Annotated in this window: 24 protein-coding genes; 6 read left to right on the forward strand and 18 right to left on the reverse strand. The window is 67.2% G+C overall.

Going from position 1 to position 25,362, the window contains the following annotated elements:
• Window positions 1–9: 9 nt before the first annotated feature.
• Window positions 10–1,353 (reverse strand): hypothetical protein, encoded by a 1,344-nt coding sequence (locus tag AT699_RS14855; protein WP_155523067.1) that lies wholly within the window; start codon window positions 1,351–1,353, stop codon window positions 10–12.
• A 150-nt stretch (window positions 1,354–1,503) separates the two neighbouring features.
• Window positions 1,504–2,784 carry a TolB-like translocation protein gene (locus tag AT699_RS14860; protein ID WP_233639494.1) on the reverse strand — a complete coding sequence of 427 codons (1,281 nt, stop codon included), beginning with the start codon at window positions 2,782–2,784 and terminating at the stop codon, window positions 1,504–1,506.
• A 179-nt stretch (window positions 2,785–2,963) separates the two neighbouring features.
• Between AT699_RS14860 and AT699_RS14865 the strand changes: the two genes are divergently transcribed.
• Window positions 2,964–4,154 carry a TolB-like translocation protein gene (locus AT699_RS14865; RefSeq protein WP_232254229.1) on the forward strand — a complete coding sequence of 397 codons (1,191 nt, stop codon included), beginning with the start codon at window positions 2,964–2,966 and terminating at the stop codon, window positions 4,152–4,154.
• A 256-nt stretch (window positions 4,155–4,410) separates the two neighbouring features.
• Here AT699_RS14865 and AT699_RS14870 read toward each other — a convergent pair whose 3' ends face one another.
• The 14 genes from AT699_RS14870 to pcp form a co-directional block, all read right to left on the reverse strand.
• Window positions 4,411–6,618, reverse strand: coding sequence for a rhodanese-like domain-containing protein (locus AT699_RS14870; protein WP_024068935.1), 2,208 nt, complete (start codon window positions 6,616–6,618; stop codon window positions 4,411–4,413).
• Window positions 6,619–6,796: 178 nt separating this feature from the next.
• On the reverse strand, window positions 6,797–7,726 hold the full coding sequence (locus AT699_RS14875) for a CysB family HTH-type transcriptional regulator (RefSeq protein ID WP_006385372.1): 930 nt from the start codon (window positions 7,724–7,726) through the stop codon (window positions 6,797–6,799).
• 13 nt (window positions 7,727–7,739) lie between these two features.
• The gene (locus AT699_RS14880) at window positions 7,740–8,087 is read right to left on the reverse strand and encodes a VOC family protein (protein ID WP_006385371.1); all 348 of its coding nucleotides are present in this window, start codon (window positions 8,085–8,087) and stop codon (window positions 7,740–7,742) included.
• 122 nt (window positions 8,088–8,209) lie between these two features.
• The gene (metC, locus tag AT699_RS14885; protein ID WP_024068936.1) at window positions 8,210–9,415 is read right to left on the reverse strand and encodes a cystathionine beta-lyase; all 1,206 of its coding nucleotides are present in this window, start codon (window positions 9,413–9,415) and stop codon (window positions 8,210–8,212) included.
• Window positions 9,412–10,038: a cysteine dioxygenase family protein gene (locus AT699_RS14890; protein ID WP_024068937.1), complete on the reverse strand. Its 627-nt coding sequence runs from the start codon at window positions 10,036–10,038 to the stop codon at window positions 9,412–9,414. The genes metC and AT699_RS14890 overlap by 4 nt, the downstream gene beginning before the upstream one ends.
• A 26-nt stretch (window positions 10,039–10,064) precedes the next feature.
• Window positions 10,065–10,913, reverse strand: coding sequence for an amino acid ABC transporter ATP-binding protein (locus tag AT699_RS14895; RefSeq protein ID WP_024068938.1), 849 nt, complete (start codon window positions 10,911–10,913; stop codon window positions 10,065–10,067).
• Window positions 10,900–11,718: an amino acid ABC transporter permease gene (locus AT699_RS14900; RefSeq protein WP_024068939.1), complete on the reverse strand. Its 819-nt coding sequence runs from the start codon at window positions 11,716–11,718 to the stop codon at window positions 10,900–10,902. The genes AT699_RS14895 and AT699_RS14900 overlap by 14 nt, the downstream gene beginning before the upstream one ends.
• Window positions 11,708–12,445, reverse strand: coding sequence for an amino acid ABC transporter permease (locus tag AT699_RS14905; RefSeq protein ID WP_024068940.1), 738 nt, complete (start codon window positions 12,443–12,445; stop codon window positions 11,708–11,710). Before AT699_RS14905 ends, AT699_RS14900 begins: the two co-directional genes overlap by 11 nt.
• On the reverse strand, window positions 12,442–13,686 hold the full coding sequence (locus tag AT699_RS14910) for an aminotransferase class I/II-fold pyridoxal phosphate-dependent enzyme (RefSeq protein WP_024068941.1): 1,245 nt from the start codon (window positions 13,684–13,686) through the stop codon (window positions 12,442–12,444). The genes AT699_RS14905 and AT699_RS14910 overlap by 4 nt, the downstream gene beginning before the upstream one ends.
• A gap of 61 nt (window positions 13,687–13,747) precedes the next feature.
• Window positions 13,748–14,608: a transporter substrate-binding domain-containing protein gene (locus AT699_RS14915; protein ID WP_006385364.1), complete on the reverse strand. Its 861-nt coding sequence runs from the start codon at window positions 14,606–14,608 to the stop codon at window positions 13,748–13,750.
• A 31-nt stretch (window positions 14,609–14,639) separates the two neighbouring features.
• Window positions 14,640–15,479 carry a transporter substrate-binding domain-containing protein gene (locus AT699_RS14920; protein ID WP_024068942.1) on the reverse strand — a complete coding sequence of 280 codons (840 nt, stop codon included), beginning with the start codon at window positions 15,477–15,479 and terminating at the stop codon, window positions 14,640–14,642.
• A gap of 105 nt (window positions 15,480–15,584) precedes the next feature.
• Window positions 15,585–16,610 carry a Bug family tripartite tricarboxylate transporter substrate binding protein gene (locus AT699_RS14925; protein WP_024068943.1) on the reverse strand — a complete coding sequence of 342 codons (1,026 nt, stop codon included), beginning with the start codon at window positions 16,608–16,610 and terminating at the stop codon, window positions 15,585–15,587.
• A gap of 150 nt (window positions 16,611–16,760) precedes the next feature.
• The gene (locus AT699_RS14930) at window positions 16,761–17,648 is read right to left on the reverse strand and encodes an alpha/beta fold hydrolase (RefSeq protein ID WP_024068944.1); all 888 of its coding nucleotides are present in this window, start codon (window positions 17,646–17,648) and stop codon (window positions 16,761–16,763) included.
• Window positions 17,649–17,661: 13 nt separating this feature from the next.
• Window positions 17,662–18,309 carry a pyroglutamyl-peptidase I gene (gene pcp, locus AT699_RS14935; RefSeq protein ID WP_024068945.1) on the reverse strand — a complete coding sequence of 216 codons (648 nt, stop codon included), beginning with the start codon at window positions 18,307–18,309 and terminating at the stop codon, window positions 17,662–17,664.
• 93 nt (window positions 18,310–18,402) lie between these two features.
• On the opposite strand from pcp, the gene AT699_RS14940 reads away from it, so the two are divergent.
• Window positions 18,403–19,329 (forward strand): LysR family transcriptional regulator, encoded by a 927-nt coding sequence (locus tag AT699_RS14940; RefSeq protein WP_024068946.1) that lies wholly within the window; start codon window positions 18,403–18,405, stop codon window positions 19,327–19,329.
• Between the two features lie 83 nt (window positions 19,330–19,412).
• On the opposite strand, the gene AT699_RS14945 is transcribed toward AT699_RS14940, so the two are convergent.
• A complete protein-coding gene (locus AT699_RS14945; RefSeq protein ID WP_006385358.1) occupies window positions 19,413–20,246 on the reverse strand; it encodes a DUF4189 domain-containing protein in 834 nt (277 codons plus the stop codon).
• A gap of 304 nt (window positions 20,247–20,550) precedes the next feature.
• Between AT699_RS14945 and AT699_RS14950 the strand changes: the two genes are divergently transcribed.
• Window positions 20,551–21,117 (forward strand): hypothetical protein, encoded by a 567-nt coding sequence (locus AT699_RS14950; protein WP_006385357.1) that lies wholly within the window; start codon window positions 20,551–20,553, stop codon window positions 21,115–21,117.
• 250 nt (window positions 21,118–21,367) lie between these two features.
• Window positions 21,368–22,909 carry a hypothetical protein gene (locus tag AT699_RS14955; protein WP_024068947.1) on the forward strand — a complete coding sequence of 514 codons (1,542 nt, stop codon included), beginning with the start codon at window positions 21,368–21,370 and terminating at the stop codon, window positions 22,907–22,909.
• An 81-nt stretch (window positions 22,910–22,990) separates the two neighbouring features.
• Here the strand turns inward: AT699_RS14955 and AT699_RS14960 are convergent, their stop codons facing one another.
• Complete coding sequence (locus tag AT699_RS14960; RefSeq protein WP_024068948.1) at window positions 22,991–23,389, reverse strand: RidA family protein; 399 nt, start codon at window positions 23,387–23,389, stop codon at window positions 22,991–22,993.
• A gap of 139 nt (window positions 23,390–23,528) precedes the next feature.
• Here AT699_RS14960 and AT699_RS14965 point away from each other — a divergent pair, with 139 nt between their 5' ends.
• Window positions 23,529–24,467 (forward strand): LysR family transcriptional regulator, encoded by a 939-nt coding sequence (locus tag AT699_RS14965; protein WP_024068949.1) that lies wholly within the window; start codon window positions 23,529–23,531, stop codon window positions 24,465–24,467.
• A 318-nt stretch (window positions 24,468–24,785) separates the two neighbouring features.
• On the forward strand, window positions 24,786–25,361 hold the full coding sequence (locus AT699_RS14970; RefSeq protein WP_024068950.1) for a hypothetical protein: 576 nt from the start codon (window positions 24,786–24,788) through the stop codon (window positions 25,359–25,361).
• The last annotated feature ends 1 nt before the right edge of the window (window position 25,362 follow it).

The following is a 25,362-nucleotide window of genomic DNA, read 5'->3' on the forward strand; positions in this document are numbered from 1 at the left end:
CGCGCCGGATCACCAGCCGACATCATCGACGTTATTGCCCACCACGGCGCAACTCGCGTCCGCGAGCGCCCAGCTTCCGTCGAACGGCCACGCATTGTCCGTATCGGATTGCGGCGCGCTGGATTGCTTGTCTTGCTGCGCCTGTATCTCCATCCGGTGCGCATCGGCTGCAACGAGCTGATCGAGGTCCTGCCCTATCCGAAGGTCGGCGGCCCGATCAGTCGCCAAGGGATTAGCGTCACGCAGCAGGCCATCGCAGAAACTCTTCGTGAAAAAGTCGGGGCTATCGCATTGGAACAGGTCCCAAGTCGCGTTGAACCAGTCATTGCTGGGGCTGCCGTAGACCACAATGGGTGGCGGTGGCGGCCCCTTCAAACCCGTTCCGTCGTCAGGAAACGGGGGGTCTACCAACACCGCGTAAAACGGACCGCCATCAGTTCTGTCGGGCGGCGCCGATTGCCCCTCAGGAGGAGCGGTTGGTTCGGGTAACGAAGGTAAAGGGACCGACGGCAATGGATATAAGGTTATCGGCCCGACGTCGATGATCGAAGGTATCGGCATACTCGCCACATCCGGATCGCTTACGGGAGGCTCCGATGTCGCCGCGGGCGATCTGACAGGGATCACGTCAGGGAAGACCTGAAAATCGTCGAGATACAGCCCAGGCCAGGCCATGGTCAATGGCTCCGCCAGCACGACAGGGTCCTGCACACCGGATTGCGCAGTGACAAAGCCATCGTCATAGATTGTTATCGTTCGGGCCGATCCTTCGACTATTTCGCCAGCGACAACAGCAGCGATACCGTGAGCTTGCCGATACGGATCCGCGTAATACGAAATTAGCGCACTGCGCCCCGCCGTATCGGTCGCGGTCAGCGTGAACCGTGTGAACGGGATATCCCAGAATTCCTGATCACCGAACCCGCCGTGGAGGTCTCCTTCATCGACCGCTCCCCACATCATGGCGCCGAACTGATCCATATAGGACAGACCCTCAATTTTTTCGAAGAGGCCATGGAGCGATAGCAGCAGATCCTTCATCGCCGTCACGACCACCTCGTATCCAAGAGCGGGGACATCGACGTTGAAGATCTTCTCGGCGAAAGCGAGCGCCATCAGTTTGCTGTAGGTTTTCTCGCTTTTCGTGAGCAGAGTTTCGTCGAGTGCGGCAACTTTTCTCAGCAGATCCATATCCGCTTCAAATTTCTGCGTTGCTTCACTGCCAGGGTGACTTTCTGCCTCAAAGTAGGCCAAGTCATGCTCCTTGCAGAGCAGATCCAACGGGCTCTCGACCTTGGATCCGCCGGCGGGACCGATACGTTGAAAAACGCGTTCTCGAACAAGTTCGGCCATGCTCTTCGTCGTCCCCCGCTCCCCGGCGGACCAATCCGGCCCGCACCACCTGCCATATACCGGTAGCCAACTGGAAGGGTTCGAGCTCGGATCTTGAATTCTGATGCTGCCGTCCTCGGATGCCATTTCGGTTTCCTCTGTGTTAAAGCACTAAGGCCTGACGCGCGCCTCTTCGTGCGAGACTGCGACTGGGATTTCTTCTGCCTTCCACGGTGGGGGAAGTGGAACCGTGGACCATGTGTCGGTAGCGATATCGAGCATGGCGAGCCCGCCCGTACCGCCGCCAAAACGTACCGGGTGATCTCGATATATAGATGCGATATACCTCCCGCTCGAATCGCAAACGAGCTCCCTCGGCTCGAACCATGGCTCCGACGACAATGGCACCTCCTGCCAGGCTTGGCGCCGCCCGTCCACGGAAATTCGAATGATGGTGAGTCCATAGCGCGGCGTCTGCCCCCAGAGGCAGAGATATCCCGCGCGGTCCATGGATGGCATCTGGGCATGCTCTATTCCGTCGAACACAACGGGGATCGGCACCACCTCATTCCCCCGACGCATCCGATAGATTGCGCTGCCCGCGTATATCTCGTGATAGCGTGAAAACAGGCCGGACGGACCAAAGGATTCGAGCAGGATTTCATCGTCCGAGATGTACTGCGCCTGGCCACCTTCCACAAATTTGAAGATGCCCGCGAACGGCTGTTCATGCATGCCGCGCCGGTCGAACTCCCAGATATCGAACTCCAGCAGCCGCACTCGCCGGCCCGGAGGAACCAGGCGCTCGCTGCGCCAGAATGCGATCCGCGACTCGTCGGGAGACATGAACGGCGACAACTTATTGCCCGGCGCAACCGGCACAACCTCGAAGGCGCTGCCGTCCGCGCGCATCAGTACGATTTGCAGGTCATGAAGCGAACGGCGCAGCTCGACTTCGGTATCTCCATAGACGGGCATGCGCGACATCACAATGAAATTGCCTTTGGGCGAATAGCGCGCATAGGTATAGGAATAAGCGGGCGGCAGCGCGTAGCGATACAGCCGGCCGGAATCGAGTTGGTAACGCATGACGTCGCAACGGTTGTCGCCGCTTTGGGCGCATTCGACAAACAGCCAATCCACGCCGTTCGGATGCACACTCAGGGAGCGGATATCCCTGCCAGCATTGGGTGGCGAGAACGGTGTCCGCGTGGTCGGCGTTTCCACCACAGCGGTGGGTGCTTTTTTCTCGTGCGCGCCCAGGGAAGCCGAAGTCCAGAGCGACCACCACAGGGGCAGCACGCAGACCACCGTCGCGCCTGCCGCGAAAATCCACGCTCGATTTCGCTTCATCGTCGCCTTCGCACAGGTCAGAAGCCCGCCAAAGCGGCGGAACAATCCTCGGCAACGTATCTCGATGCCCGCTACAACTCCAGACTCGAACGGCCACAATAGGAACAATTCCTATTAATAGCGCCTCGCGTGAGTTCGGGCGCCCGTCGACGACAACGGCGGCTTGACGGAGGTTGGTCCGCTTTAGCCGAATCGGCGCTTTCGTCACCTTGACGATCGATATACGTTGTTGGGCATCGTCCCGCTGTCCTGCGGGCGTCTGAAGGCAAGCGGACGCAATGATGAAACGAAATCGAGGATGGACCTTCGCCGCGGCTTTGACGGCGGCTTGCGTCTTGCCATTGTGGTGGTCTTTCCTCGCCTCACCACCCTCGACTACCGAAGTGAAAGCGAGGGCCGCGGCCGAGGTGGCGACGCCCACCGCGCAGACGCGCTTCTCGCCGCCCAATGGCGGCCGTGAGATCCGTTCGCTGAGCATTCATCCGAATGGCAGCGACTGGTTGTTCGTCGAGTGCGTTGAGCGGATTCATCAGCGCTGTGACGTGATGCGTTACCAGTTGAAGACAGGCCGTTTGTATCGCTACGGATTGCCTGAAGGCTTTCGCTACACGTACGCGCACTATTCGCCGCAAGGACGCTACATCGTAATGTCTCGTCGGAAGATTCCCGGTGACTCCGAAGACGAAGAGCGCCGCTCGCTGGATGAATCTGAAATTGCGCTGATGCCCAGCGAAGGCGGTGTGCTGGCGATCATTCCGGCGGCGCGAGGAAACAAGTTATCCCCTTTCATGTCTCTGGACGAGACGAGGATCGCATTCTGGCGCAGTGCGCGCCTGTTGCCACCAGGTCGGCGCGTGCGCCTTCTGGAGTTCGATCTGTGGGAGTTTGACCTCTCGCGCGGCACGGAACGCCCTTTCTCGGGTTTGTTCAAGTTTGTCGAAGGGGGACAGGCGCAATACGTTTCGGACGACGAAATTCTCTTCCAGTCCTACGGCCCGTCCGGGCTCTTCACCGATTACCACGATCGCTATGGGCGTAGCGAGATTTATCGAATGAGACGTGGAGACGACAGGGTGCCGGTCCCATGTGCCTTTGATGGAATCTTGCATGCCGAACTGCCGTCCCAGGACCGGGCTGGCCATCTTTGCATCCAGGGACAAACGCGTCGCCATGGATTGAGTGTGATCCGCCTGTCCTCGCAAGGCGTGCGGCAAGGGTGGCAGTTAATGCCTGGGAATTCAGGGTCGGTATTTGAGCCTCGCGAATTGCTATGCGCGCCCGGCGGCGACTATATCGCGGCGATCTACATGGATCAGCCCTCCACGCGGGGCAACAGGCTCGGAGGAATGGCTCTGCTGGATATCGCTACCACAACATGGTCCGCCATCCGCCTGCCCCCGTGGGCAGATGCGGAGATCATCCCCGTAGCAGCTTCATCTGCATTGGGCAATAGCGAAGTGAAACCGTAGTTCTTGACGATTGGAGTGAACGAAGATGGCTTCCGAATACGGCGACATCAGGCTGCTCAACCCGCATTGGGATGAGCTGGCCAGTCTTGTTCCTATCTAAGCGATTGGCTTTCCGCAACCTGATATGGCGTCCGGGCATGCTTATTCCGTTGAACACTTTCGGCGTCGGCGCCACTTCACTCCTCCGAGGTATCCGATAGATTTCGCTGCCCGCGTATATCTCGTGATAGCGTGAAAACAGGTGGTCGAGTCGGCTTCAAGCCGCCGCAATCAGCCGGATATCCTCGCTGCCATCCCGCTCCAGCTGCGCCACCAACCCCAATTCCCAATCGAGGTAGTCGCGAAAGCCCTTGTCGCGCGCCGAGAGATCGTCGAACAGGTACGGACTGATGCTCTGGTCGTCGTCGCCCGTCAGCACGCCATCGGCGCCTTGCGCCAGCGGCAGGCCCTGCGCCTGCCAGGCGCGGGTGCCGCCCAGCAGGTAGCGCACCGGGCGGCCGGTGCGCCAGGCCAGTTCGGCCGCCGCCACGGCGGCAAGCACGCCGTCGGGCGAGGTCAGCACGATCGTGCGCTGCGTGTCGGCCGGCAGGAACTCATGCAGGCGATCCGGCGCGGCGTAGCGCGCGCCCGGCACGTGGCCGCGCTCGTAGGCCAAGCGCGATTCGATGTCGAAGACCTCCGCCGAACCCGCGTCGATAGCCGCCTGCAAGGCCTGCGGCCGCAGCGCCGGCACGTCGGGCCGGTGCCGCAGCACCCGCCGCGGTTCGGCGCCGCGTTCCAACGGCACCAGCGCCGGCGGCTGGTACAGGTAGACCTCGACCGCGCCCAGTTGCGCCAGCCAGGCGCCGGTGGTCTGGGCGCGCACGCCGTCCCAGTCGGCCAGCACCACGCGCGCGCGGCGGGTGGCCAGGTACTCGTCGGTGGCCTGCACCAGCTGGCCGCCAGGGGCCCAGCGCCAGCCCGGCAGGTGGCCGGTCTCGTATTCCTCGCGGGTGCGCACGTCGAACTTGTACAGCGTGCGCGTGCCCTGCTCGGCCTCGAAGGCGCGCAACGTGGCCGCGTCGATATGGCCGATGCCGGCACGCTGCGCCACGCCGCGCGCCTGCTCGCGCGCGGCGGCGGCGCTGTCGGCCGACGGTTCGGGCAGCGCCGCCTGGCGGCCATAGGCCAGCTCGCGGCCGGACAGCAGCCATTCCATGGTGCCGTTGCGCAGCGACGCGACGCGGTTCGGGATGCCGGCGTCGATCAGCGTCTGCGCGCCGACAATGCTGCGCGTGCGGCCGGCGCAGTTCACCACCACGAAGGTCTTGGGATCCGGCGCCAGCTCGCGGATGCGGTAGACCAACTCGGCGCCCGGCAGGCTGTGCGAGAACGGCAGCGTGAAGTTGTGGAATTCCTCGGGCGTGCGGCTGTCGACCACCACGATGTCGTCGCCGCGCGCGACCCGCTCGTGCAGGTCGTCGACGTCGATCCACGGCGTGTGCTTTTCGTGTTCGATGACTTCGCCGAACGCCTTGCTGGGCACGTTGGTGCCAGAGAACAGTTCGCGCCCTTCCCGCTCCCAGCCGTCGGTGCCGCCGGCCAGCACCGAGATGTCGGTCCAGCCCAGGCGCGTCAGCTTGGCGGCGGCCTGGTGCGCCAGGGTCTCGTCGTCGTCCACCAGCACGATGCGGGTGTCGCGGCGCGGCACCAGGCGGTCGGCCAGCACCTCCAGGCGCCACAGCGGCGCCGGCACCGCGTACAGCAGATGGCGGCGGGCGTAGCGGCCTGCTTCGCGCACGTCCAGCACGGCGATCTCGGCCTCGCCGCGCAAAGCCTCCTGCAACCCGGCGGGCGACAGGCGCGCATGGTAGATCGCGGCGGGCGGCGAAAAGGTGCGATAGGCGCCGCCGGCGGTGCTCTCGAACACCACGCGGCCGTGCAGGCGGTCGAGCGCCAGGCCGTAGAAATGCAGGTGCGCGCCGGGCGCGTCGCCCACCAGTTCGATGGTGTGCACGTCGGCCGGTCCCAGCACGATGGAATTGCCCGCCGCCACGTCCACTCGTCGCACGTGGGTCAGCACGTCGCGCCCCGGCTCATTGCCGGCGCTGCGCGCATAGACCTCGTTGCGCTCGTTGCCCGCCACGCCGGCGATGATGGCCCAGGTGGTGTGGTCGTGCGGCGGCTGCGCCTTGCCGGGCTCGCCCAGCGACAGGTACAACGCGTAGCCGCCGTCGGCGTCCTCGGCCAGGCGGTAGATCGAGGTGGGCCGTCCGGGCACGACGGCAAAGGCCTCGGCGGGAAACAATTCCGCGCGGCGTCCGAGCGCTTCGAGCAGGCGGGCCACCGGCGCCAGTTGTTCGGGCGTGGCGCGCGCGGGGTCCGGCACCAGCGCCTTGACCTGCGCGATGAAGTCGCGCACGGCGCGGGCGCGTTCGGTATCGTGGCGGAAAGCGGCGGCGGCCGCATCGGGATGGGTGCTCATGGGATCCGGCATTCCTGGGGTTGAAGAACCGGATCAGCCTACGTCCGCGACCGGGCGCGGACAACGTAGAAATGCGTCTATGGTTATGCGGACGGCGATGCGCGCATGCCCGCCGGCCGGCACGGCGCGGCATCGCGCCAGGCGCGCAGGCCACGCAGCCGCGCGCCCGCGCCTGGTCTCAGGCTTCGCCCTTGAGCGCCTGGTCCACCACCGCGCGCGTCAATGTCGGCACGAACATCTCGATGAAGTGGAAGGCATACCCGCGCAGCCACGCCCCGCGGCGGATCGCCAGGCGCGTCAGGTTGATCTCGAACAGGTGGCGCGCGTCGATGGCGCACAGCCGCGTATCGCGCTCGGCGTCCCAGGCCACCGCGGCCACGATGCCCACGCCCAGTTCCAGCTCGACGTAGGTCTTGATGACGTCGGCGTCCATCGCGGTCATGACGATGTCGGGCGTGATGCCGGCGCGGGCGAAGGCCTCGTCGATGTGGGCGCGGCCGGTGTAGCCGCGCCCGTAGGTGATGATGGGATAGCGCGACAGCTGCGACAGGCTGATGCCGCCGTCCATCGCGGCGAGCGGATGGCCCTTGGGCACGATGATGCTGTGGCTCCAGCGGTAGCACGGCAGGTTCAGCAGGCCGGGATAGTCGGCCACCGCCTCGGTCGCCACGCCGATATCGGCCTCGCCTTCCAGCAACATCTCGGAGACCTGCTTGGGCGAGCCCTGGTGCAGGTGCAGCACCACCTCGGGATAGCGCTGGCGGAATTCCTTGATCACCGGCGGCAAGGCGTAGCGCGCCTGCGAATGCGTGGCCGCGATCGACAGCACGCCCTTGCGGCTGTCGGCGTACTCAGCGCCGGCATGACGGATGTTGTCGGCGCATTGCAGGATCTGCTCGACCAGCGGCAGGATCTGCTCGCCCGGCGGCGTCAGGCCGATCAGGCGCTTGCCCGAGCGCACGAAGATGTCGACGCCGACCTCCTCCTCCAGCTCGCGGATCTGGCGGCTGACGCCGGGCTGCGAGGTATGCAGGCTTTCGGACACATCGGTCAGGTTGAAATCGCGGCGCACGGCCTCGCGCACGGAACGCAGTTGCTGGAAGTTCATGGGATGCCGCCGCCTAGCCGAGAAATGCCAGTTGATTGCCGCTGGGGTCCTTGACGTACATGACGCGCGGCGAGGCGTCGGGCAGCGAACAGACCGGGTGAAAGCCGGCGTCGCGCAGCCGCAGCAGGATATCGTCGTAGGCGCGGGTGCGGATGGCCAGGTAGTCGGCCCTGAGCTCGCGGCTGACCTCGGCCACCGGCGACAGCGACAGGGTCGCGTCGCCCAGCGCGAACAGCAGGCGCCCCTCCGGGACCGGCATTTCATCCAGCCCGAGGGTGCCGCGGTAGAACTCGCGCACGGCATCCAGCTGCCGCGCCGCGAAGGAAAGCTGTACCGATCCGATCGAAGAAATAGAGGACATGCCCTGCCGCCAACCTTGGAACAAGGCAAATTCTAGACCCCGAAGGTCCAACCGGAAAAAGACGTTGTAATTGCTTCTACATAATCAGAATCCCTAAGGAAATGTGGTCATTTGCATATGCGTCAGGCGCTGCGGCGCAGGCCGTCGCGGACCGCGCCGAAGGCCCGGTCGAGGTCCTCGACCAGGTCCAGCGGATGCTCCAGGCCGATGTGCAGCCGCACCACTTCATGGCCGCCCTGCCACACGCTGTGCTCGGCCAGCCTTTCCGGCGCCGCTTCCAGCGCCAGGCTTTCGTAGCCGCCCCAGGACGCGCCGATGGAGAAATGGCGCAGCGCGTCGATGAAGCGCGCCGCCGCGCCCGGCTGCTCGGCCCGCAATGCGAACGACACCAGGCCGCTGGCGCCGCTGAAATCGCGCCGCCACAGCGCGTGGCCTGGATCCTGCGGCAACGCCGGGTAAAAGACCCGTTCCACATCGCCATGGCGCGACAGGTATTCGGCCACGCTCAGCGCGTTCTGGTGGTGGCGCGCCAGCCGCACGTCCAGCGTGCGCAGGCCGCGCAGCGTCAGGTAGGCATCGTCCGCGCCCACCGCCAGGCCGAGCGCGTCGTAGGTGGCGCCGACCTGCCGCGCCAGCTCGGGGCTGTCGACCGAGACCACGCCCATCATCACGTCGGAATGGCCGGCCAGGTACTTGGTGGCGGCCTGGATCGAGATGTTGGCGCCCAGCGCCAGCGGCTGGTAGTAAAGGCCGCCGCTCCAGGTGTTGTCGGTGGCCACCAGCACGCCGCGGCTGCGCGCCTGGGCGGCCAGCGCCGGCAGGTCCAGCACCTCGAACAGCAGCGAGCTGGGCGACTCCATGTACAGCAGCCGCGTGTTGGGGCGGAAGCGTTCAGCCAGATCGTCGCGGCCGGGCGAGAAGTACTCGACCTCGATGCCGTAGCGCTGCAGCAGCGCCTTGTCGACGCGCCGCACCGGTGAATAGACGCTGTCGGACACCAGCGCATGCTCGCCCGGCGCCAGGGTGGCCAGCAGCACCAGCACGATGGCCGACAGGCCGGACGGCGCCAGGATGCTGCGGTGGCCGCCTTCCAGCGACGCGACCGCCGCTTCCAGCGCCTGGTGCGTGTCCAGTCCATGGCGGCCATAGGTGGCGACGCGCTCGCCGGCGGCGCGCTGCGCGTTCAGCGCGGCATGGGTGGCGGTGTCGGCAAAGCGCACGGTGCTGGTGCGCACCACCGGCACGTTGACCGGGCCGGCGCCCTGCTTCAGGTCGGGGCTGCCGGCATGCACCAGCCGGGTCTGGACACGGGCGTGGTCGAGGCTCATGCGCGCTGCTCCTGGCCGGGCTTCATCTGGGTGGCGTTGTAGTTGACGATCTCGCCGGTGGCCAGGTCGATGCCGATGCGGCCCGATAACGTTTCCAGCGGCTGGCCGTAAAGGTGGAAATGCAGCGTCGGCTCGTCGCCCGTGACATGGATGCTGTGGATGTCGTCCGGCAGGAACGACACCGGTTGCCCCGGCTGCACCACCACCTCGCGCACCTGTTCCAGGGTCGCGCGGCCGGGCTGCGAACCATCGTCGCTGCGACGGTAGACGCGGTTCAGTTCCTGGCCGGACAGCGCCACGATCACCGCCCAGGTGGTGTGATTGTGCGGCAAGGTGGTCTTGCCGGGGTTGATCGAGTTCAGGTAAAGCGCCGGTTCGCCCGCGGCGGCGTCGGGATTGAGGCGGTAGCGGGTCGAGGCGCCCACGCCCTGCCCCGGCGCCGGCGGCGGGAACTCGGCGGCGGGAAACAGCGCGCGCTGCTGCGCCAGCTGTTCGAGGCGGCCGGTGATCTGTGCCAGCAGGTCGCGGGTCAGCGGCGCGGCGGCCAGCAGGCCGCGAATGTCGGCCAGGGTGTCCTGCACGCGCTGGCGGCGTTCAAGGGTAACGGAATTAGCGGCTGTCATATCGGCTCCGGAGGTTCGGAAAAGCGTCACACTGCAAGACGCAGCGGGTCAAAGGTCAGGTAGGCGTCGATCGGATCGGCCTGGGCGCGCCGCACCGGCGGCTCGGCCGAGGCGCGTTGCAGGAAGGCGCGGGTGCGCTCGCTGTCGGGCCGGCCGAAAATGCGGGCCGGCGGCCCGTGCTCGACGATGCGGCCGGCCTCGGTGAAGTACACCGCGTCGCTCACCTCCTGGGCGAAGCGCATTTCGTGCGTCACCAGCACGCAGGTCAGGCCGTCCTGCACCAGGTCGCGGATCACGGTCAGCACTTCGCCCACCATTTCCGGGTCCAGCGCCGAGGTCACTTCGTCGAACAGGATCAGTTCGGGCCGCAGGGCCAGCGCGCGGGCAATGGCCACGCGCTGCTGCTGGCCGCCCGACAGTTCGCCCGGATAGGCGTTTTCCTTGTGGTCCATGCGCACCTTGGCCAGCAGCTCGCGCGCCAGCGCCTGGGCCTGGGCACGCGGCTGGCCGTTGACCTTGATGGGCGAGATCACCAGGTTCTCCAGCACGCTCAGGTGCGGGAACAGGTTGTATTGCTGGAACACGAAGCCCACGCGCTTGCGCAGGGCGATCAGCTCGGACTCGGTCTTGAGCGCATCGACGCGCACGCCGCCGACCTCGATCGCGCCGCGCTGCGGCCGCAGCAGGCCGGTGATGCAGCGCAGGATGGTGGACTTGCCCGAGCCCGACGGGCCGATGATGGAGACAGCCTGGCCCGGACGGACCTCGACGTCGATCCCCTTGAGCACCTCGGTCTGCCCGAAGGCCAGGTGCACGTCCCGCAGGCTGACCAGCGGGAGCTCGGCGGCGCGGGCGCCGTTGTCAATGATGCGCATAGCGTCGTTCCAGATGGCGCGTCCAGCGCGCGATGGGATAGCAATAGGCGAAGAACAGCGCCAATAGCGTGAAATAGACCAGCACGGTGAAGTCGCTGCGCGCCACCGTGTTGCTGGCCACCGTGGCCGTGTCGACCAGGTCGTGCACGCCGACCAGCGAGGCCAGCGAGGTGCTCATGGTGATGCTGGCGTACAGGTTCATCCACGACGGCAGCATGCGCCGCACGCACTGCGGCAGCACGATCATGCGGAAGATCTGCGCGCGCCGGAACGCCAGCGATTGCGCCGCCTCCCACTGGGCTTCGGGGATCGACTGGATGGCGCCGCGGAAGATCTCGGCGACATTGGCGCTGGCCGGCAGGCCCAGCCCGATCACCACCTTGATCCAGTCCGGAAACGGCAGGTTCCAGCCGCCCAGGCTCAGCTCGAACGGGAACACGTAGGTGGTGAAATACACCAGCACCAGGATCGGCGCGTTGCGGAACGCCAACACATAGGCGCGCGTCAGGCGCCGCAGCGGCCTGGACGGCGACAGCGACAGCGCGCCCACCACCAACCCCAGCGCCGTGCCCAGCGCCATCGCCAGCACGCTGATCTGCACGTTCATGCCCAGCCCACGCAGCAGCGCCGGCGACCAGTGCCACAGGTGCCGCACCGCGGCCGGGGCGGTATCGGTCAGCGCCCAGGCGACGCCCAGGATCACCAGGACCAGCAGCAGCACCACCCACGGATCGCGCAGCCATGCCAGCCATCCGCCACCCGCCCGGCGCGCCGCGGCCGCATTCAATACCAGTTCATTGGCCATAGCCAGGCATCCTCAGGCGCGCTTCGAGCCAGCGTCCGGCGACACTCACCAGCCAGGTCAGCAGGCCGAAATACAGCAGGATCAGCAGCAGCAGTTCCAGCACGTTGTCGCGGTGCGACCAGATCATGATGGACTCGTAGGTCACGTCGCCCACCGCAATGGCCGAGGCGATCGCGGTCATCTTCACCAGGTCCACCAGATTGTTGACCAGCGCCGGCAGCGCGAAGCGCAGCGCCAGCGGCAGCTGCACCTGCGCCAGGATCTGGCGGCGCGAGAAGGCCAGCGAGCGCGCCGCCTCCAGCGTCACCGACGGCACCGCCTCGATGCCGGCGCGCAGCGCCTCGGCATGGAACACGCCCTTGTGCAGCGCCACCACGATCACCACCCACATGAACGGCGTGATCGGGCTGCCGCCGCCCAGCTTCTGCGTGATCAGCATGTTCAGCACCAGGAAGGCGCAATACAGCTGCACCAGCGTCGGCGTATTGCGGGTCAATTCGACGAAGGCCTGCAGCGGCCGCGCCAGCCAGGGCCGGCCGCTGGTGAGCCCGGCCGCGATCAGCACGCCGAACAGCAGGCTGACGGGAATGGTCCAGGCGCACAATTGCAGCGTCACCAGCAGGCCGTGGCCGAAGGCGGACAGCTCGCCCGGATCCAGCACGAAGCCGTAGTTCAGGCCCAGGGGCTTGAAGAAATGCACCCAGGCCTGCAATGCCTGTTCGATCATGCGGCCGCCTCCAGCGCCGCCGGCCGCAGCGTCGCGACCGCGCGGGCGATGCGCGCGACGGCCTCCGCCACCTTGGCGTCCGAGGCGGCGAACGACAGCCGCAGGTACGGCGACAAGCCATAGGCCGCGCCCCGCACCACCGCCACGCCCTCGGCCTCCAGCAGCCAGTCGGCCACGTCGCCATCGTTGGCGATGACGGCGCCATCGGGCCTGACCTGGCCGATCAGTCCGGCCACCCCGATCCAGGCGAAGAACGAGCCGCGCGGCGCCGCCACGCTCAGGCCCGGCACCGTGCCCAGGCCGTCGACGATCACGCGCGCCCGGCGCGTATAGGCCAGGCGCGCGTTCTCGACGAAGTCATCGGCCACGCCCTGCAACGCCACCAGCGCGGCGGCCTGGCCCAGCGAACTGGGGCCCGACGACACCTGCGACTGCACCGCCTCCAGCACGCCGATCAGCGCCGCCGGCCCCACGCCCCAGCCGATGCGCCAGCCGGTCATGGCGTAGGCCTTGGACACACCGTTGACCGCCAGCGTGCGCCCCGCCAGGTCCGGCGCGGCGCGCAGCAGGTGCGTGGGCGCCTCGTCGAACCAGATCTGTTCGTACATCTCGTCCCACAGCACCAGCACCGACGGATGTTCGCGCAGCACCGCGGCCAAGGCCGCCAGCTCGGCTTCGCTGTAGACCGCGCCTGACGGATTGCCGGGGGAATTCAGGATCAGCCACTTGGTGCGCGGCGTCAGCGCCTGGCGCAGGCCCTGCGGCGTGAGCTTGAAGCCATCGGCCTGGGCCGTCGGCGCCAGCACCGGCGTGCCGCCGTTGACCCGCACCGAATCCAGGAAGGTGGGCCAGTACGGCGTCGGCACGATCACCTCGTCGCCCTCGTCGAGCGTGGCGGCCAGGGCCAGGTAGATCACCTGCTTGCCGCCGTTGGAAATGATGACGTTGGCCGACTCGGTCGGCAGGCCGTGACGCTGGCGGTAGCCATCGGCCACGGCGCGCCGCAACGCGGCGGTGCCGGCCGTCGGCGTGTACTTGGTCTGGCCTTGCGCCAGCGCCAGCGCGGCGGCGTCCTTGATGGCCTGGGGCGTGTCGAAGTCGGGCTCGCCCGAGGTCAGCACCACGATCGAGCGGCCCTCGGCCGCCAGCCGCGCGGCGCGCGCGCCGGCCGCGGCAATCGGCGACAGCTCCACGCCGCGGACGCGGCGCGCGAACACGCCGGGAAACAGGGATTCAGTCATGACGGGACCTTTCCGGGATTCATCAGGTTCAGGGGATCGAGCGTGTCCCTGGCGGCCGTCGTCATGGCTTGGCCTGGGCCTCGGGGGGAGCGCTGTCGAACTTGCCGGCCTGCGCGTCGGCGTTGGCCTGCTTGAGGTAATCGGCCGGCACGCCGAACCTGTCGGCCTCTTTCACCAGCAGGCCGGACTTGTGCCAGTCGCGGATCACGCCATCGACGAAGGCGCGCGTGTCGGCCTCGTTGCGGCGGGTCCAGATCACGGTGGGCGACGGGATCAGCTGGTCCGGCGTGGCCAGCTCGAAGCCATCCCACTCCTTGCCGTTGGGACCGTGCAGCGTCTCGTACAGCGCCGGCTGGATGTGCACCGACGCATCGCAGCTGCCGCCCTTGAGCGCCAGCAGCGATTCAGGGATGTTGCGCAGGCCTTTGACCACCGCCCCATAGGTTTCCTGCAGCGGCTTGGCGAAATTGCTGCCTTGCGACACGCAGGCCACCTTGCCCTTCAGGTCTTCCCAGCGCTTGATGCCGCTGCGCTTGGACACCATGGCCGCCCCGCCCACGAGGTTGTACGGGGTCGGCGCATAGCTCAGGATCTCGCTGCGTTCCTGGGTCCACTGGATGTTGGCGATCAGCAGATCGACCTTGCCCGCCTGCAGGAACTGCACCCGGGTCGCGGCCGTCACCGGCACCGTCTCCAGCGTGACGCCGAGCCGGGTGGCGATATCGCGGCCCAGCTCGGTCTGGAAGCCGCCGACCTTGCCAGTGGCCGGATCGAGCAGGCCGAACGGCGGACTGGCGCCGTCCACGCCCACCACCAGCTTGCCGCGTTGCTTGACGCGGTCCAGGGTGGCGTCGGCGTGCGCCGCCGTCGCCAGGGACGCCAGCGCCAGCGCGGCGGCCCACTTGATTGCTTGTCTATTCATCGGTCTTTTCCAACACGGGCGGGCGCGAGGCTCAGCTGCCCTGCTTGTACTTGTCGTGCAGTTCCTGCAGCAGCGGCTGCGCCGGCTGGATGCCCAGGCGCTTCTCGGTGGCGATCAGCCAGCCGCTGCGGTGCCAGCCCTGGATCACCTTGTCGACGGCGGCGATGGTGTCGGCCTCGCCCTTGCGGGTCCAGACCACCGAATTGGCCGGCAGCACTTCCGTGGCGATGGGCGCGTGGTAGTCGGCCCATTCGGGATTGGTGCGCAGCAGCGGATGGATCAGGGTCGAATCGTGCACCGCCGCCACGCACTGGCCGCCGCGCAGCGCCAGCAGCGAGTCCGAAGAACTCTTGTAACCCTTGACCACGGCGCCGTAGTCGGCCTGCAGGGGACGCGCAAAACTGCTGCCCTGCGACACGCAGACCGGCTTGCCGCGCAAGTCTTCCCACTTGGCGATGCCGCTGTCCTTGCGCGTGGCGGCGGCGCCGCCCACGCGGAAGAACGGCGTCGGCGCGTAGCCGAGGATCTCGGCGCGTTCGGGGTTCAGCTCCATCGATGCGATCAGCAGGTCGACCTTGCCCGAGATCAGGAACTGCGTGCGGGTGGCCGTCTGCACCTGCACCAGTTCGGCCTTCACGCCCAGGCCCTTGGCCAGTTCGCGCGCCAGTTCCGGGTTCCATCCCACCAGTTGCTGGGTGGCGGGATCGATCGAGCCGAACACGCCGCCGTTGGCCAATACGCCGATGGTGACGGTGCCGCGTTCCTTGATCTTGTCCAGCGTGGCGTCGGCATGGGCGCCGGTGGCGCCGGCCGCCAGGGCCAGCGCGACGGCCGCCTGCAGGATACGGCCGGAGATATTGCGAGTCTTCATGTTGTTGTGTCGTAGGCATTGAACGAAGTTCTATGCTGCGGTCCGGCGCCGCACAACACAAAGAAGACTTTCAGATATGAATATGAAACCGCTGTTGCGGCGCGCCTACTGGAGCTTGACGTCGGCCGTGGCGATCACGCGCCGGTAGGTGGCGATGTCGTCGCGCACGGTCTGGTCCACGGCTTCCGGCGTGCTGGCGGCGATGGCGAAGCCCAGGTTCTCCAGCAGCGTGGCGGTCTCCGGTTCGCGCAGCACGGCCACCACGTCGCGATGGATGCGCTCGACCAACGCCGCCGGGGTCGAGGCCGGCACCACGAAGCCCTGCCAGCTCTCGACCGCGTAGTCGGCCAGCCCCGCCTCCTGCATGGTCGGCACCTCGGGCAGCGCCTTGGAGCGGTATGGCGTGGTCACCGCCAACGCCACCAGCTTGCCCGAGCGCACGTTCTCGGTGGCGGCGGCCAGCGTGATCAGCATGGCGTCCACGTGGCCGCCCAGCACATCCAGCGTGGCCGGCCCGCCGCCCGGATAGGGAATCTGGTTGGTCTTGGCGCCGATGCGTTCGTTGAGCAGTTCCACCGCCAGGTGCTGCAGGCTGCCGTTGCCGCCGGGCAGCGCCAGCGAGATCTCGCCGGGCCGGTTGCGCACCAGCGCCACGAATTCCTGGAAGGTCTTCACGCCCAGGCCCGGGCGCACGACCAGCAACTGCGGATTGACCACCGCCTTGGTCACGCCGCGCAGATCGCGCAACGGGTCGTACAGCGGCTTGCCGGGTTGCAGCGCGTTCAGCGACAAGGCGTCGCCGCCCAGCAGCAGCGTGTAGCCGTCGCCGCGCGCATGCGCCACCGCGGCATTGCCGATAGCGCTGCTGGCGCCGGGCTGGTTCTCCACCACCACGCTCTGCCCCCACTTCTCGCTCAGCTTCTGCGCCACGGTGCGCGCCAGCTTGTCGGCGCTGCCGCCGGCCGCGATCGGCACGATCAGTTTGACCGGCCGGCTCGGATAGCGCGTGGCGTCGTCGGTGGCGGCCGGCGCGGCGCCGGTCATGTTGCTCAACAAGCCCGCGCCCACCACCACGCCGCCGGCCAGGCCGAGCGCGGCCTTCAGTACGGATCTGCGTCGATTGCCCATCATCCTGCTCCCTGCGGAAATTCCGAGCAGGCCAGGATAGGAGCGCGCCGCGCGCCGGACAAATACCGATGCGCAATGTGGAAATGCCGGGGCGGCCCTTTGCCGGGACGGCCCTTTGCCGGGGCAGCGGCATGCCCCGGCGCTCGCGCCCGGCTACGCCAGGAACGCCAGCATGCGCCGCGCCAGTTCGCGCGGCTGCTCCTCCGGCAGATAGTGGCCGCAATCGGCCAGCACCCCGCCGCGCAGGTCGCGCGCCAGCGGCCCCAGCGCCTCGTACAGATCGGGCGCGCTGCCATGCTCGCCGCCCAGCGCCAGCACCGGCAGCGTCAACGGCGTCTCGCGCAGCGCCCGGTTCTGCTCGGCCGACTGGTGCGCGGCACGGTAATAGCCCAGCATGCCGCGCAAGCCGCCCAGCGTCCGGTAGACGCGCTCGTACTCATCCAGGTCGGCGCCGCTGAACACGCCCGGCTTGTTGGCGGTCTTGCGGCTGAAGAACCACTCGATCAGCACCCGCTCGCGTCCCTGCAGCAGCGCTTCGGGCAGGTCGGGCACGGTGTTGAATAGGAAATGCCAGCGCTTCCAGTTGTCCGGTCCCAGCTCGAAGCTGGCGGGCAGCGTCACGCCGGGGATGTTGGCGTCCAGCAGCACCAGGCGCTCGACCTCGTCGGCGTGGCGCGCCGCGTAGGGATAGGCGATCCAGGCGCCGATGCCGTGCCCGGCCAGCGCATAGCGCGTCAGGCCCAGCGTGTGGAACAGCGCCCGCAGGCGTTCGCCGGCGCTGCGGGTGTCATAGCCATCGAGCGGCTTGTCCGAATCGCCCTGGCCCGGCAGGTCGATCGCGTACAGGCGAAAATGCGGCGCCAGCAGCGGCATCACCCGGCGCCAGGCGTACCAGCTCTGCGGAAAGCCGGCCAGCAGGATCAGCGCCGGCCCGGCGCCGCCCTCCACCACGTGATAGCCCAGGCCGTCCACGCGCACCCGGCGGTGGCGAAACGGCACGTTGTCCAGCGCGAAGGCGTCGGCGTCCTTGAAGGTATCCATCGTCCGTCTCCGTTCAATGCAGCGCGCCGCCGCCTTCCTTGACGTCCGCCGTGACGGCCAGCGAAGTCGCCACCATCACCTTCACGCCTTCGATCAGCGTCTCCAGCGCCAGGCTGGGCTGGCCGGGATGATGGGCCGCCATCTCCGGCAGGTACGGCACGTGCACGAAGCCGCCGCGCAACGCCGGACGCTCGGTGGCGATGTAGTGCGACAGGCCGTAGAAGATGGTGTTGCAGTTGTAGGTGCCCGCCGTCGACGACACCGACGCCGGCACGCCCGCGCGCCGCAGGTCGCGCACGATGGCCTTGATCGGCAAGGTCGAGAAATAGGCCGCCGGGCCGCCCGCCACCACCGGTTCGTCGATCGGCTGGCGGCCTTCGTTGTCGGGGATGCGCGCGTCCACCACGTTGATCGCGACGCGCTCGATCGACACGTCGCTGCGGCCGCCCGCCTGGCCCAGGCAGATCACCAGGTCCGGTTGCGTGTCCTCGATGGCCTGGCGCAGCACGCCCACCACTTTGCCGATCACGCACGGCAGTTGGCGCGCCACCAGGGTGGCGCCGGCCACTTGCGCGCCATCGAGCCGCCGCGCGGCTTCCCAGGAGGGATTCAGGGTTTCGCCATCGAACGGTTCGATGCCGGTAATCAGTACGGTCGTCATGGCGCAGTCCTTCGATTCAATTGCTGTCCGCCATGGTAGGACCGCGCCCTGGAATTGTTGAAATCCATAATCGCTATTCGTACTATTGATGTAATGAATCTTTCCGCCGTCGACCTGAACCTGCTGGTCGCCTTCGAGGCGCTCTACGACACCCGCAACGTGACCCTGGCCGGCCAGCGCATCAACCGCGCGCAGCCCTCGGTCAGCAGCGCGCTGGGGCGCCTGCGTCTGCTGTTCCAGGACGAGCTGTTCCTGCGCACCGCCGACGGCATGCAGCCCACGCCCAAGGCCGTCGCGCTGATGCCGGCCGTGAGCGCGGCGCTGGACCAGATCCGCCAGGCGCTGACGCAAGGCGCCGGCTTCGATCCCCAGGCCGCTGCCGGCCGCCGCTTCACCGTGGCGGCCAGCGACTACGCCGACGTGGTGATCGTGCCGCACCTCGTCGCGGCGCTGCGGCGCGACGCGCCCGGCATCGACCTGCGCATCGCGCGGCTCGACCGCGCCGCCCTCTACGAGCAACTGGACAACGGCAGCGTCGACCTGGCCATCGGCGGCCACCTGGCGCCGCCCAAGCGCATGCTGCGCGAACGGCTATACCAGGAACACTTCGTCTGCATCGCCGACAGGCAGCATCCGGCGCTGCGCGGCCGCAAGCTGGACCTGGCGCGCTACGTGGCGCTGCCGCACGCGCTGTTCACGCCCAGCGACGACGGCTCGGCGCGCGGGGTGGTGGACGCCAGCCTGGCGCGGCTGGGCCAGCGGCGCCGGGTGGCCTGCACCTTCGCCCATATCGTCGCGCTGCCGCACGCGGTGCAAGGCACCGACCTGGTGGCCACGCTGGCGCGGCGCGCCGCCTTGCGGCTGGCCGGCCCCGGCCTGACCCTGCGGCCGCTGCCGCCCGAGGTCGACCCCGGCCCTTTCGATATCGACATGGTGTGCAGCCGGCGCGCGCCCGGCGACGCGGCGCTGGCGTGGCTGCAACAGGTGGTCCGCGACGCCGCCGCGCGCCTGGCGGATTGACCGTGCGGCCATGAAAAAAGCCGGCCCCGTCCACGGGCGCCGGCTTGGCGTGCCGGGCGGCGCGCTGCCGCCTCATGGCGATCTCAATTGGCTTTTTCGTCCTCGCCGGCATAGCCGCTGATGTAAGGGCGGCCCGAGCAGCGCACCATCGCCACGCAATTGGGCAGGCCGCTCTTGGCGCTGCAGGTGTTGCGCGCCGCATCGCGCGCCGTCTTCGGATCCGGATCGAGCGCGGTGTAGCTGGTGCCGCGCCCCTTCACGCCCTTGGCCCAGGCCATGCCGACGCAGGTGTCGCGGTAGGTCAGCACCTTGGTGCAGCCGGTGCATTCATCCCACTCCAGCAGTTGGTTGATGGCGTCCTTCTCATTGGGGTAGCCGTCCGAGTAGGTCAGGTCGCCCGAGTCTTTCTCGGCGACGGCGCCCCAGTATTCGCGGTCGTTGAGCTTGGCGGACAGGGCTTCCAACTCAGCGGGCGTGGCCCTTCTGGCCGCCTCCATGTCCTGCGCGCTGTAGCCCGGCCCGACGCACAGCGGCATCGTGGTCAACCAGCATTTGCCGTTGGGGCTGCCTGCGGTGCAGCGTCGGATCGCCTTCTTTGCCGCCATTTCCGGCGACACGCTGTTGCCGGGGAACAGGTCGTTCGAGGTATTGCGGGCATAAGTCATGCAACTGTCCGAAAACCAGCTCAGCGATTTGCAGTCCTTGCCGCCGCCCTTGCGGCAGGCCGCCAACGCCGCCGCTTCGGCCGCCTTCTCCGAGTCCTCCGGCAGCGCCCAATAGATCTTGGCGTGCTTGCCATCCGTCGCAATGCCGCCATACAGTTTGTCGGCATGCGCCTGCGGCGCGAACAGGCCGGCCATCAACGCCAGCGCGCCGAGCGCCGCGCGGATAGTCGGGGAAAATCGGGCAAATAGCATGGTCGGTGTCCGGATCGGGTGGATTCAGCGGCCACGATCTTAGCAAAGCGGATCGGTCGGTCCGTCCCCTTTGCCGATACGACGCGGGCATATTGAGTAACAAATTTCACCATTGGCGCAAGGAAGCTGGCCCCGTTTATCGGTAAAAATGGCGGACATTTCGTAAGCAGGCTGTCAGTCTGCAATCATTCTCCCGTCGCAGGGCTGGCCGCCCCGGCCTGTCACGAAGAGAAACAAAACGTCTGGCGCCAGGTTCGCAATCGCAGCCGCCGCGCCGACCGACACGGAGCGCCGACCGCAAGCCATGATTTTCCCCCTGCCCCTTTCAGCCCGCCGTCCGACGCTGCGCCTGGCCGCCAGCCTGATCGCCGCCGCCAGCCTGGCCGGATGCGCCCCGATGCCCTCCGGCGGCAGTTCCTCGTTGCCCTCGCTCAGCCGGGTCTTCTCGGAAGGCCTGTCGTTCTCTCCCAGCGTCAACGTCGCCCGCAACATGCAGGGCCGCTCGATCAACGACGCCATCGCGGCGCTGGGCGAGCCGTCCCGGAAACGCGCCGTCGGCAACACCATGGAACTGGAGTGGTCCGACTACCAGGCCGCGCCTTACCAGGAATGGGTGACGACCGGCACCAGCCAGCAGGTCGTCGGCATGATCCCGGCCACCAACACGACCGCCGCGACGCCGGTATTCCAGCAAAGCAGCAGCGGCTATTACCAGGGCCGCACCCGCATTTATGAATGCAAGGTGCTGATGCGCATGAAGGACAGCGTGATTGTCGATTCCACCGTCGACGGCAATGTCTGCCCGGAATTCATCGCCGCGCTGCGTAAATGGGCCGGTGAAAATGAAGCGAAGAATTATGTCGTGAAATAAGGCCCGCGGCGGCGCATGACAGCCGTCGCCCGTGGGAATCGATTATCTCGCAATGCGCGGCATTTGTTTTGTCGACATTATTTTGGGAATCCCCCCCAAAGCTGTCACTTAACTGAATATAAATGCCTTCAAGAAAGCAAAAATAAATATCACCGGCAGATTAATTTTCCGCCGCGCCCGCCGTTAGTCATGTTGATACTCCCCGGCAAGCCTCATTGGGCAGTTGTTGCCCGCCAGGACTACCACTGACATGACCACGATCTCCAGCTACACCCCGCCGCTCGTCATCGCCCCGCAGGCGCCGGCGACCGGGGTGTCCCGTGTCACCACCGTCAACCGCAGCCCCGACATCCCCGCGTCCACCTCGGTGACGCTGGGCCAGCCGGCCAACGTGCTGACCTATTCTCCCGAGTCGGTCGCCGCCGGGCAGGTGCAGGAACCCGACGCGCTCTCCTCGCTGATGTCCGACAACGTCCGCGCCGCCTCGCTGACCGGCCAGTTCAAGGGCCTGGCCGCGGCCCTGCTGGGCCGCATGCAGAACGATGGCGGCAACTACACGCTGACGATTCCCTCGGCCCGCGCCGCAGCGCCGGTGGACGGCATCGCCGCGCCCCAGGGCGCGGCCGTGGCCGACAACTCGGTCGCGCTACGCATCACCACCGCCAGCGGCGCCAAGGTCACGGTGACCCTGGAAAGCAATGAAAAGGGCCTGGGCGTGCAGATCGACGTGGGCGACGCCAAGCTCACCGAAGAAGAACGCAGCGCCATCGCCGGCCTGTCCAAGTCGTTCCAGGACGCCATCGACGGCCTGGCCTCGGTGCCGCCCAAGCTGGCGCTGGGCGCGCTGGCCAAGTTCAACACCAGCGTGCTGTCGTCGGTGTCGCTGGAAGCCACGGTCGGCGCCGAGGGCCCCGACCGCGTCAGCTTAAATTTCCAGGCCGATGCGGGTCAACGCTCGCTGACGGTCAAGACCGTGGCCGGCTCGGCCCAGATCAACGTCGACGCCAGCCAGCCCAGCCAGTACGGCAGCGCCCAGCAGCAGACGACCGCCATCAACAACTACCTGAGCAAGTTCGACAGCGCCCAGAAGCGCGGCGAAGGCGATGCCACGCTGATGGCCCTGTTCAAGTCGGGTTTCGCGGACCTGCACAAGAGCTACGGCGACTGGGCGCCGCAAGGCACCGCCACGACGCGCCTGGGCATGCCGGCCGAAGTGCATCGCACCATGCTGTCCGGCCTGGCCGACTTCTCCGCCTCGATCAACCAGGCGCCGGTCGCGTCCAATCCGCTGCAGCCGCGCGAATTCGACACCTTCTCCTACGAGACCTCGCAGAACACCACCTCCAGCGGCCGGCCCCAGCTCGACCTGGCGATCACGCAACAGCAGCAATCGTCGCTGAACGCCAGCTTCCACCGCGCGCTCTCGCCCGATCAGAAGCTGAACCTGACCAAGGACCCCGAGTCGCAGAACTACGCGTTCCACCAGATCCGCGACGATTACAGCAACCGCACCGACATCGCCTACGAAGACGGCGAACTGGCCAAGGCCTCGTTCACCGAGTCCAGCACGATGTCGACCCTGGTGAGCAAGTTCGTCAAGGGCAAGCTGGTCGACCAGAGCCGCATCACGCCCACCACCCAGACCCGCACCCAGGACCTGATGGGTCTGCTGCGCGCGGCCGATCTGACCAGCCACCGCGACGACACCCGCACCCCGCGCGACCAGGTCGAGGCCGCCCTGATCCGCAAGCAGGAAGACCTGGCGCAAGCCGTGGCGCGTCTGCGCGGCTGATACGGCGACGCACCCGAAACGGGGCAGGCCCGGCGATTGCGCCGGCCTGCCCCGTCGCTTTTGCCCCGCCGCCCCCGGCGGCTAGGCCTCACGCGGCAGCTTCGCGATCACCTTGATCTCGAAATCGAAACCGTACAGCCAGGTCACGCCCACCGCCGTCAGCGTCGGATGCGGCGCCGGGCCCCAGTATTCGGGCACCACCTGCCAGATGGCCTCGAAGCGGGACGCCGGATCCACCATGAACACCGTCACGTCGATCACGTCCTCGAAGCTGGCGCCCGCCGCCTTCAGGATCGCGTTCAGGTTGTCGAACGCCTGCCGCACCTGCGCCTGCAGGTCGGGTTCGGGCGAACCGTCCTCGCGGCTGCCCACCTGGCCCGACACGAACAGAAAGCCATTCGACCGCACCGCCGGCGAATAGCGGTTGCGTTCATACAGCGCCTGGCGCCCTGCCGGAAAAACCACATCACGCGTTGCCATACTCATTCTCCTGTCCCGGGCCTTAAGCCCGTATTGATGATGCAGGCACTGTACGGACGGCGCGGCCGCCGATAAACGGGCAAGCGTGTCCATCACTGTTTGTAAAATGCAAACAATTCCCTGATCCCCTGGAGTGGCGATGGACCGTTTCGACGCAATGCAGGCCTTCGCCCGCGTGGTGGAAACCGGCAGCTTCACCAAGGCGGCCGACACCCTGCACATGAGCAAGACCAGCGTCACCCAGCTGGTGCAGCAGCTCGAGGCCCGCCTGCGTGTGCGACTGCTCAATCGCACCACGCGCAAGGTCAACGTCACCGCCGACGGCGCGGTCTACTACGAACGCGTGCTGCGCCTGCTGGCCGACATGGACGACGCCGAGACCAGCCTCTCCGTCGCCGCGTCCGTGCCGCGCGGCCGGCTGCGGGTCGACGTGCCCAGTCCGCTGGCGCGCATGATCCTGGTGCCCGCCCTGCCCGCCTTCCATGCGCGCTACCCGGACATCCAGCTCGATATGGGCGTGAGCGACCGCATCGTCGACGTGATCGGCGAGAACGTCGACTGCGTGGTGCGCGGCGGCGAGCTGACCGACCAATCCCTGATGGCGCGGCGCGTCGGCGATCTGCAATTGCGCGTCTATGCCGCGCCCGCCTACCTGCAACGGGCCGGCGCGCCCGGCCATCCGCGCGATCTCGAGGACAGCCACCACCGCATCGTCGGCTTCCTCTGGTCGCGCAGCGGCAAGCCCCTGCCCTACGCCATGCATCGCGGCGACGAAAGCATCCACGCGCACGGACGCTATGTGGTCGCGGTGGACGACGGCAACGCCTACCTGGCGGCGGGGCTGGCCGGCATGGGCATTCTGTGGCTGCCGGACTACATGGCCCGCGGCCACGCGGCGCGCGGCGAACTGGTGCCGGTGTTCGAGGACTGGCGGCTTGATTCGATGCCGCTGTACATCGCCTTCCCGCCCAACCGGCACGTCAGCGCCAAGCTGCGGGTGTTCATTGACTGGGTGGCGGAACTGATGGCGGAGCATGCGCCGGTGAGCGGCGCGAGCCGAGCGGACACTGCAGGCTGATACGGGTTCCGGCCGCAATCCAGGCAGGACCTTATGCGTTGGCCCTGTTGGCCATGGCCCCTGCGTGCGGGGCTTGCCAGCCGCGGTTTCGCGGCCGCAAATCGTAGCCCGCCGCCAGGCAATTTGAAACATCGACCAACGTTATGTTTAACGTTGCCGCGCCGCGCCCTCGGAAATTCGCTAGCATTCACCCGCCAGCAACAATACCGGGAACCGAGGGGCCATGAACCTGGACACACACGCCATCCGCATGCGCAGCCGCGCCAAGTCCCGCCCCGCCCCGGCGGCGCTGGCGCCGCGCGCCGCGAGGCCACGCCAATGAGCGAATGGAGCGAGATCAAGGCGCGCTTCAAGCGCCCGCTGAATGCGCTGTTCCTCTGCCTGATGCTGCTGATTTTGTCCCGCGATCTCTTCGACGCCGCGGCCAAGGCGTACCTGCCGCCCGATCCCGCCACGCTGCACGCCATCGCCGTGCGCGTGGACAGGTTGGCCGTATGCCCCTACTCGCGGACCGCCAGTTCCCGGCAGAACAGCGGCTACAGGCCCCTTTGCTATTTCTCGAACGACTATCCCGACGTGGCGTTCGAGGCGGGCGCCGTTGTGACCGGCCTCGTCCTGCCACGGACCTTGGAACTGCTGACCGACCGCGAGCCGAACGACCTGAAGAACGTCTACGAGGGCCAGATGTTCAGCGTGCACGTGCCCATCAGGGTTCATGGGGTGCGCCAGATGGACGGCAAGGTGTTGTGGGATCCGGTGGCCACCTACGATAGCGCCTGGTCCAACAAGCAGCGCAAGAAGGCGTATGCCTGGCTCGTGGTGCTGATCGCACTGGGCTGCGCCGCCTACGCCTTCCTCAGGATCCGGGCGATCCTGCGCGATCCGCATCTATGAC

This window comes from Achromobacter xylosoxidans, assembly GCF_001457475.1.
In the GTDB taxonomy this organism is placed as follows: Bacteria; Pseudomonadota; Gammaproteobacteria; order Burkholderiales; family Burkholderiaceae_B; genus Achromobacter; species Achromobacter xylosoxidans.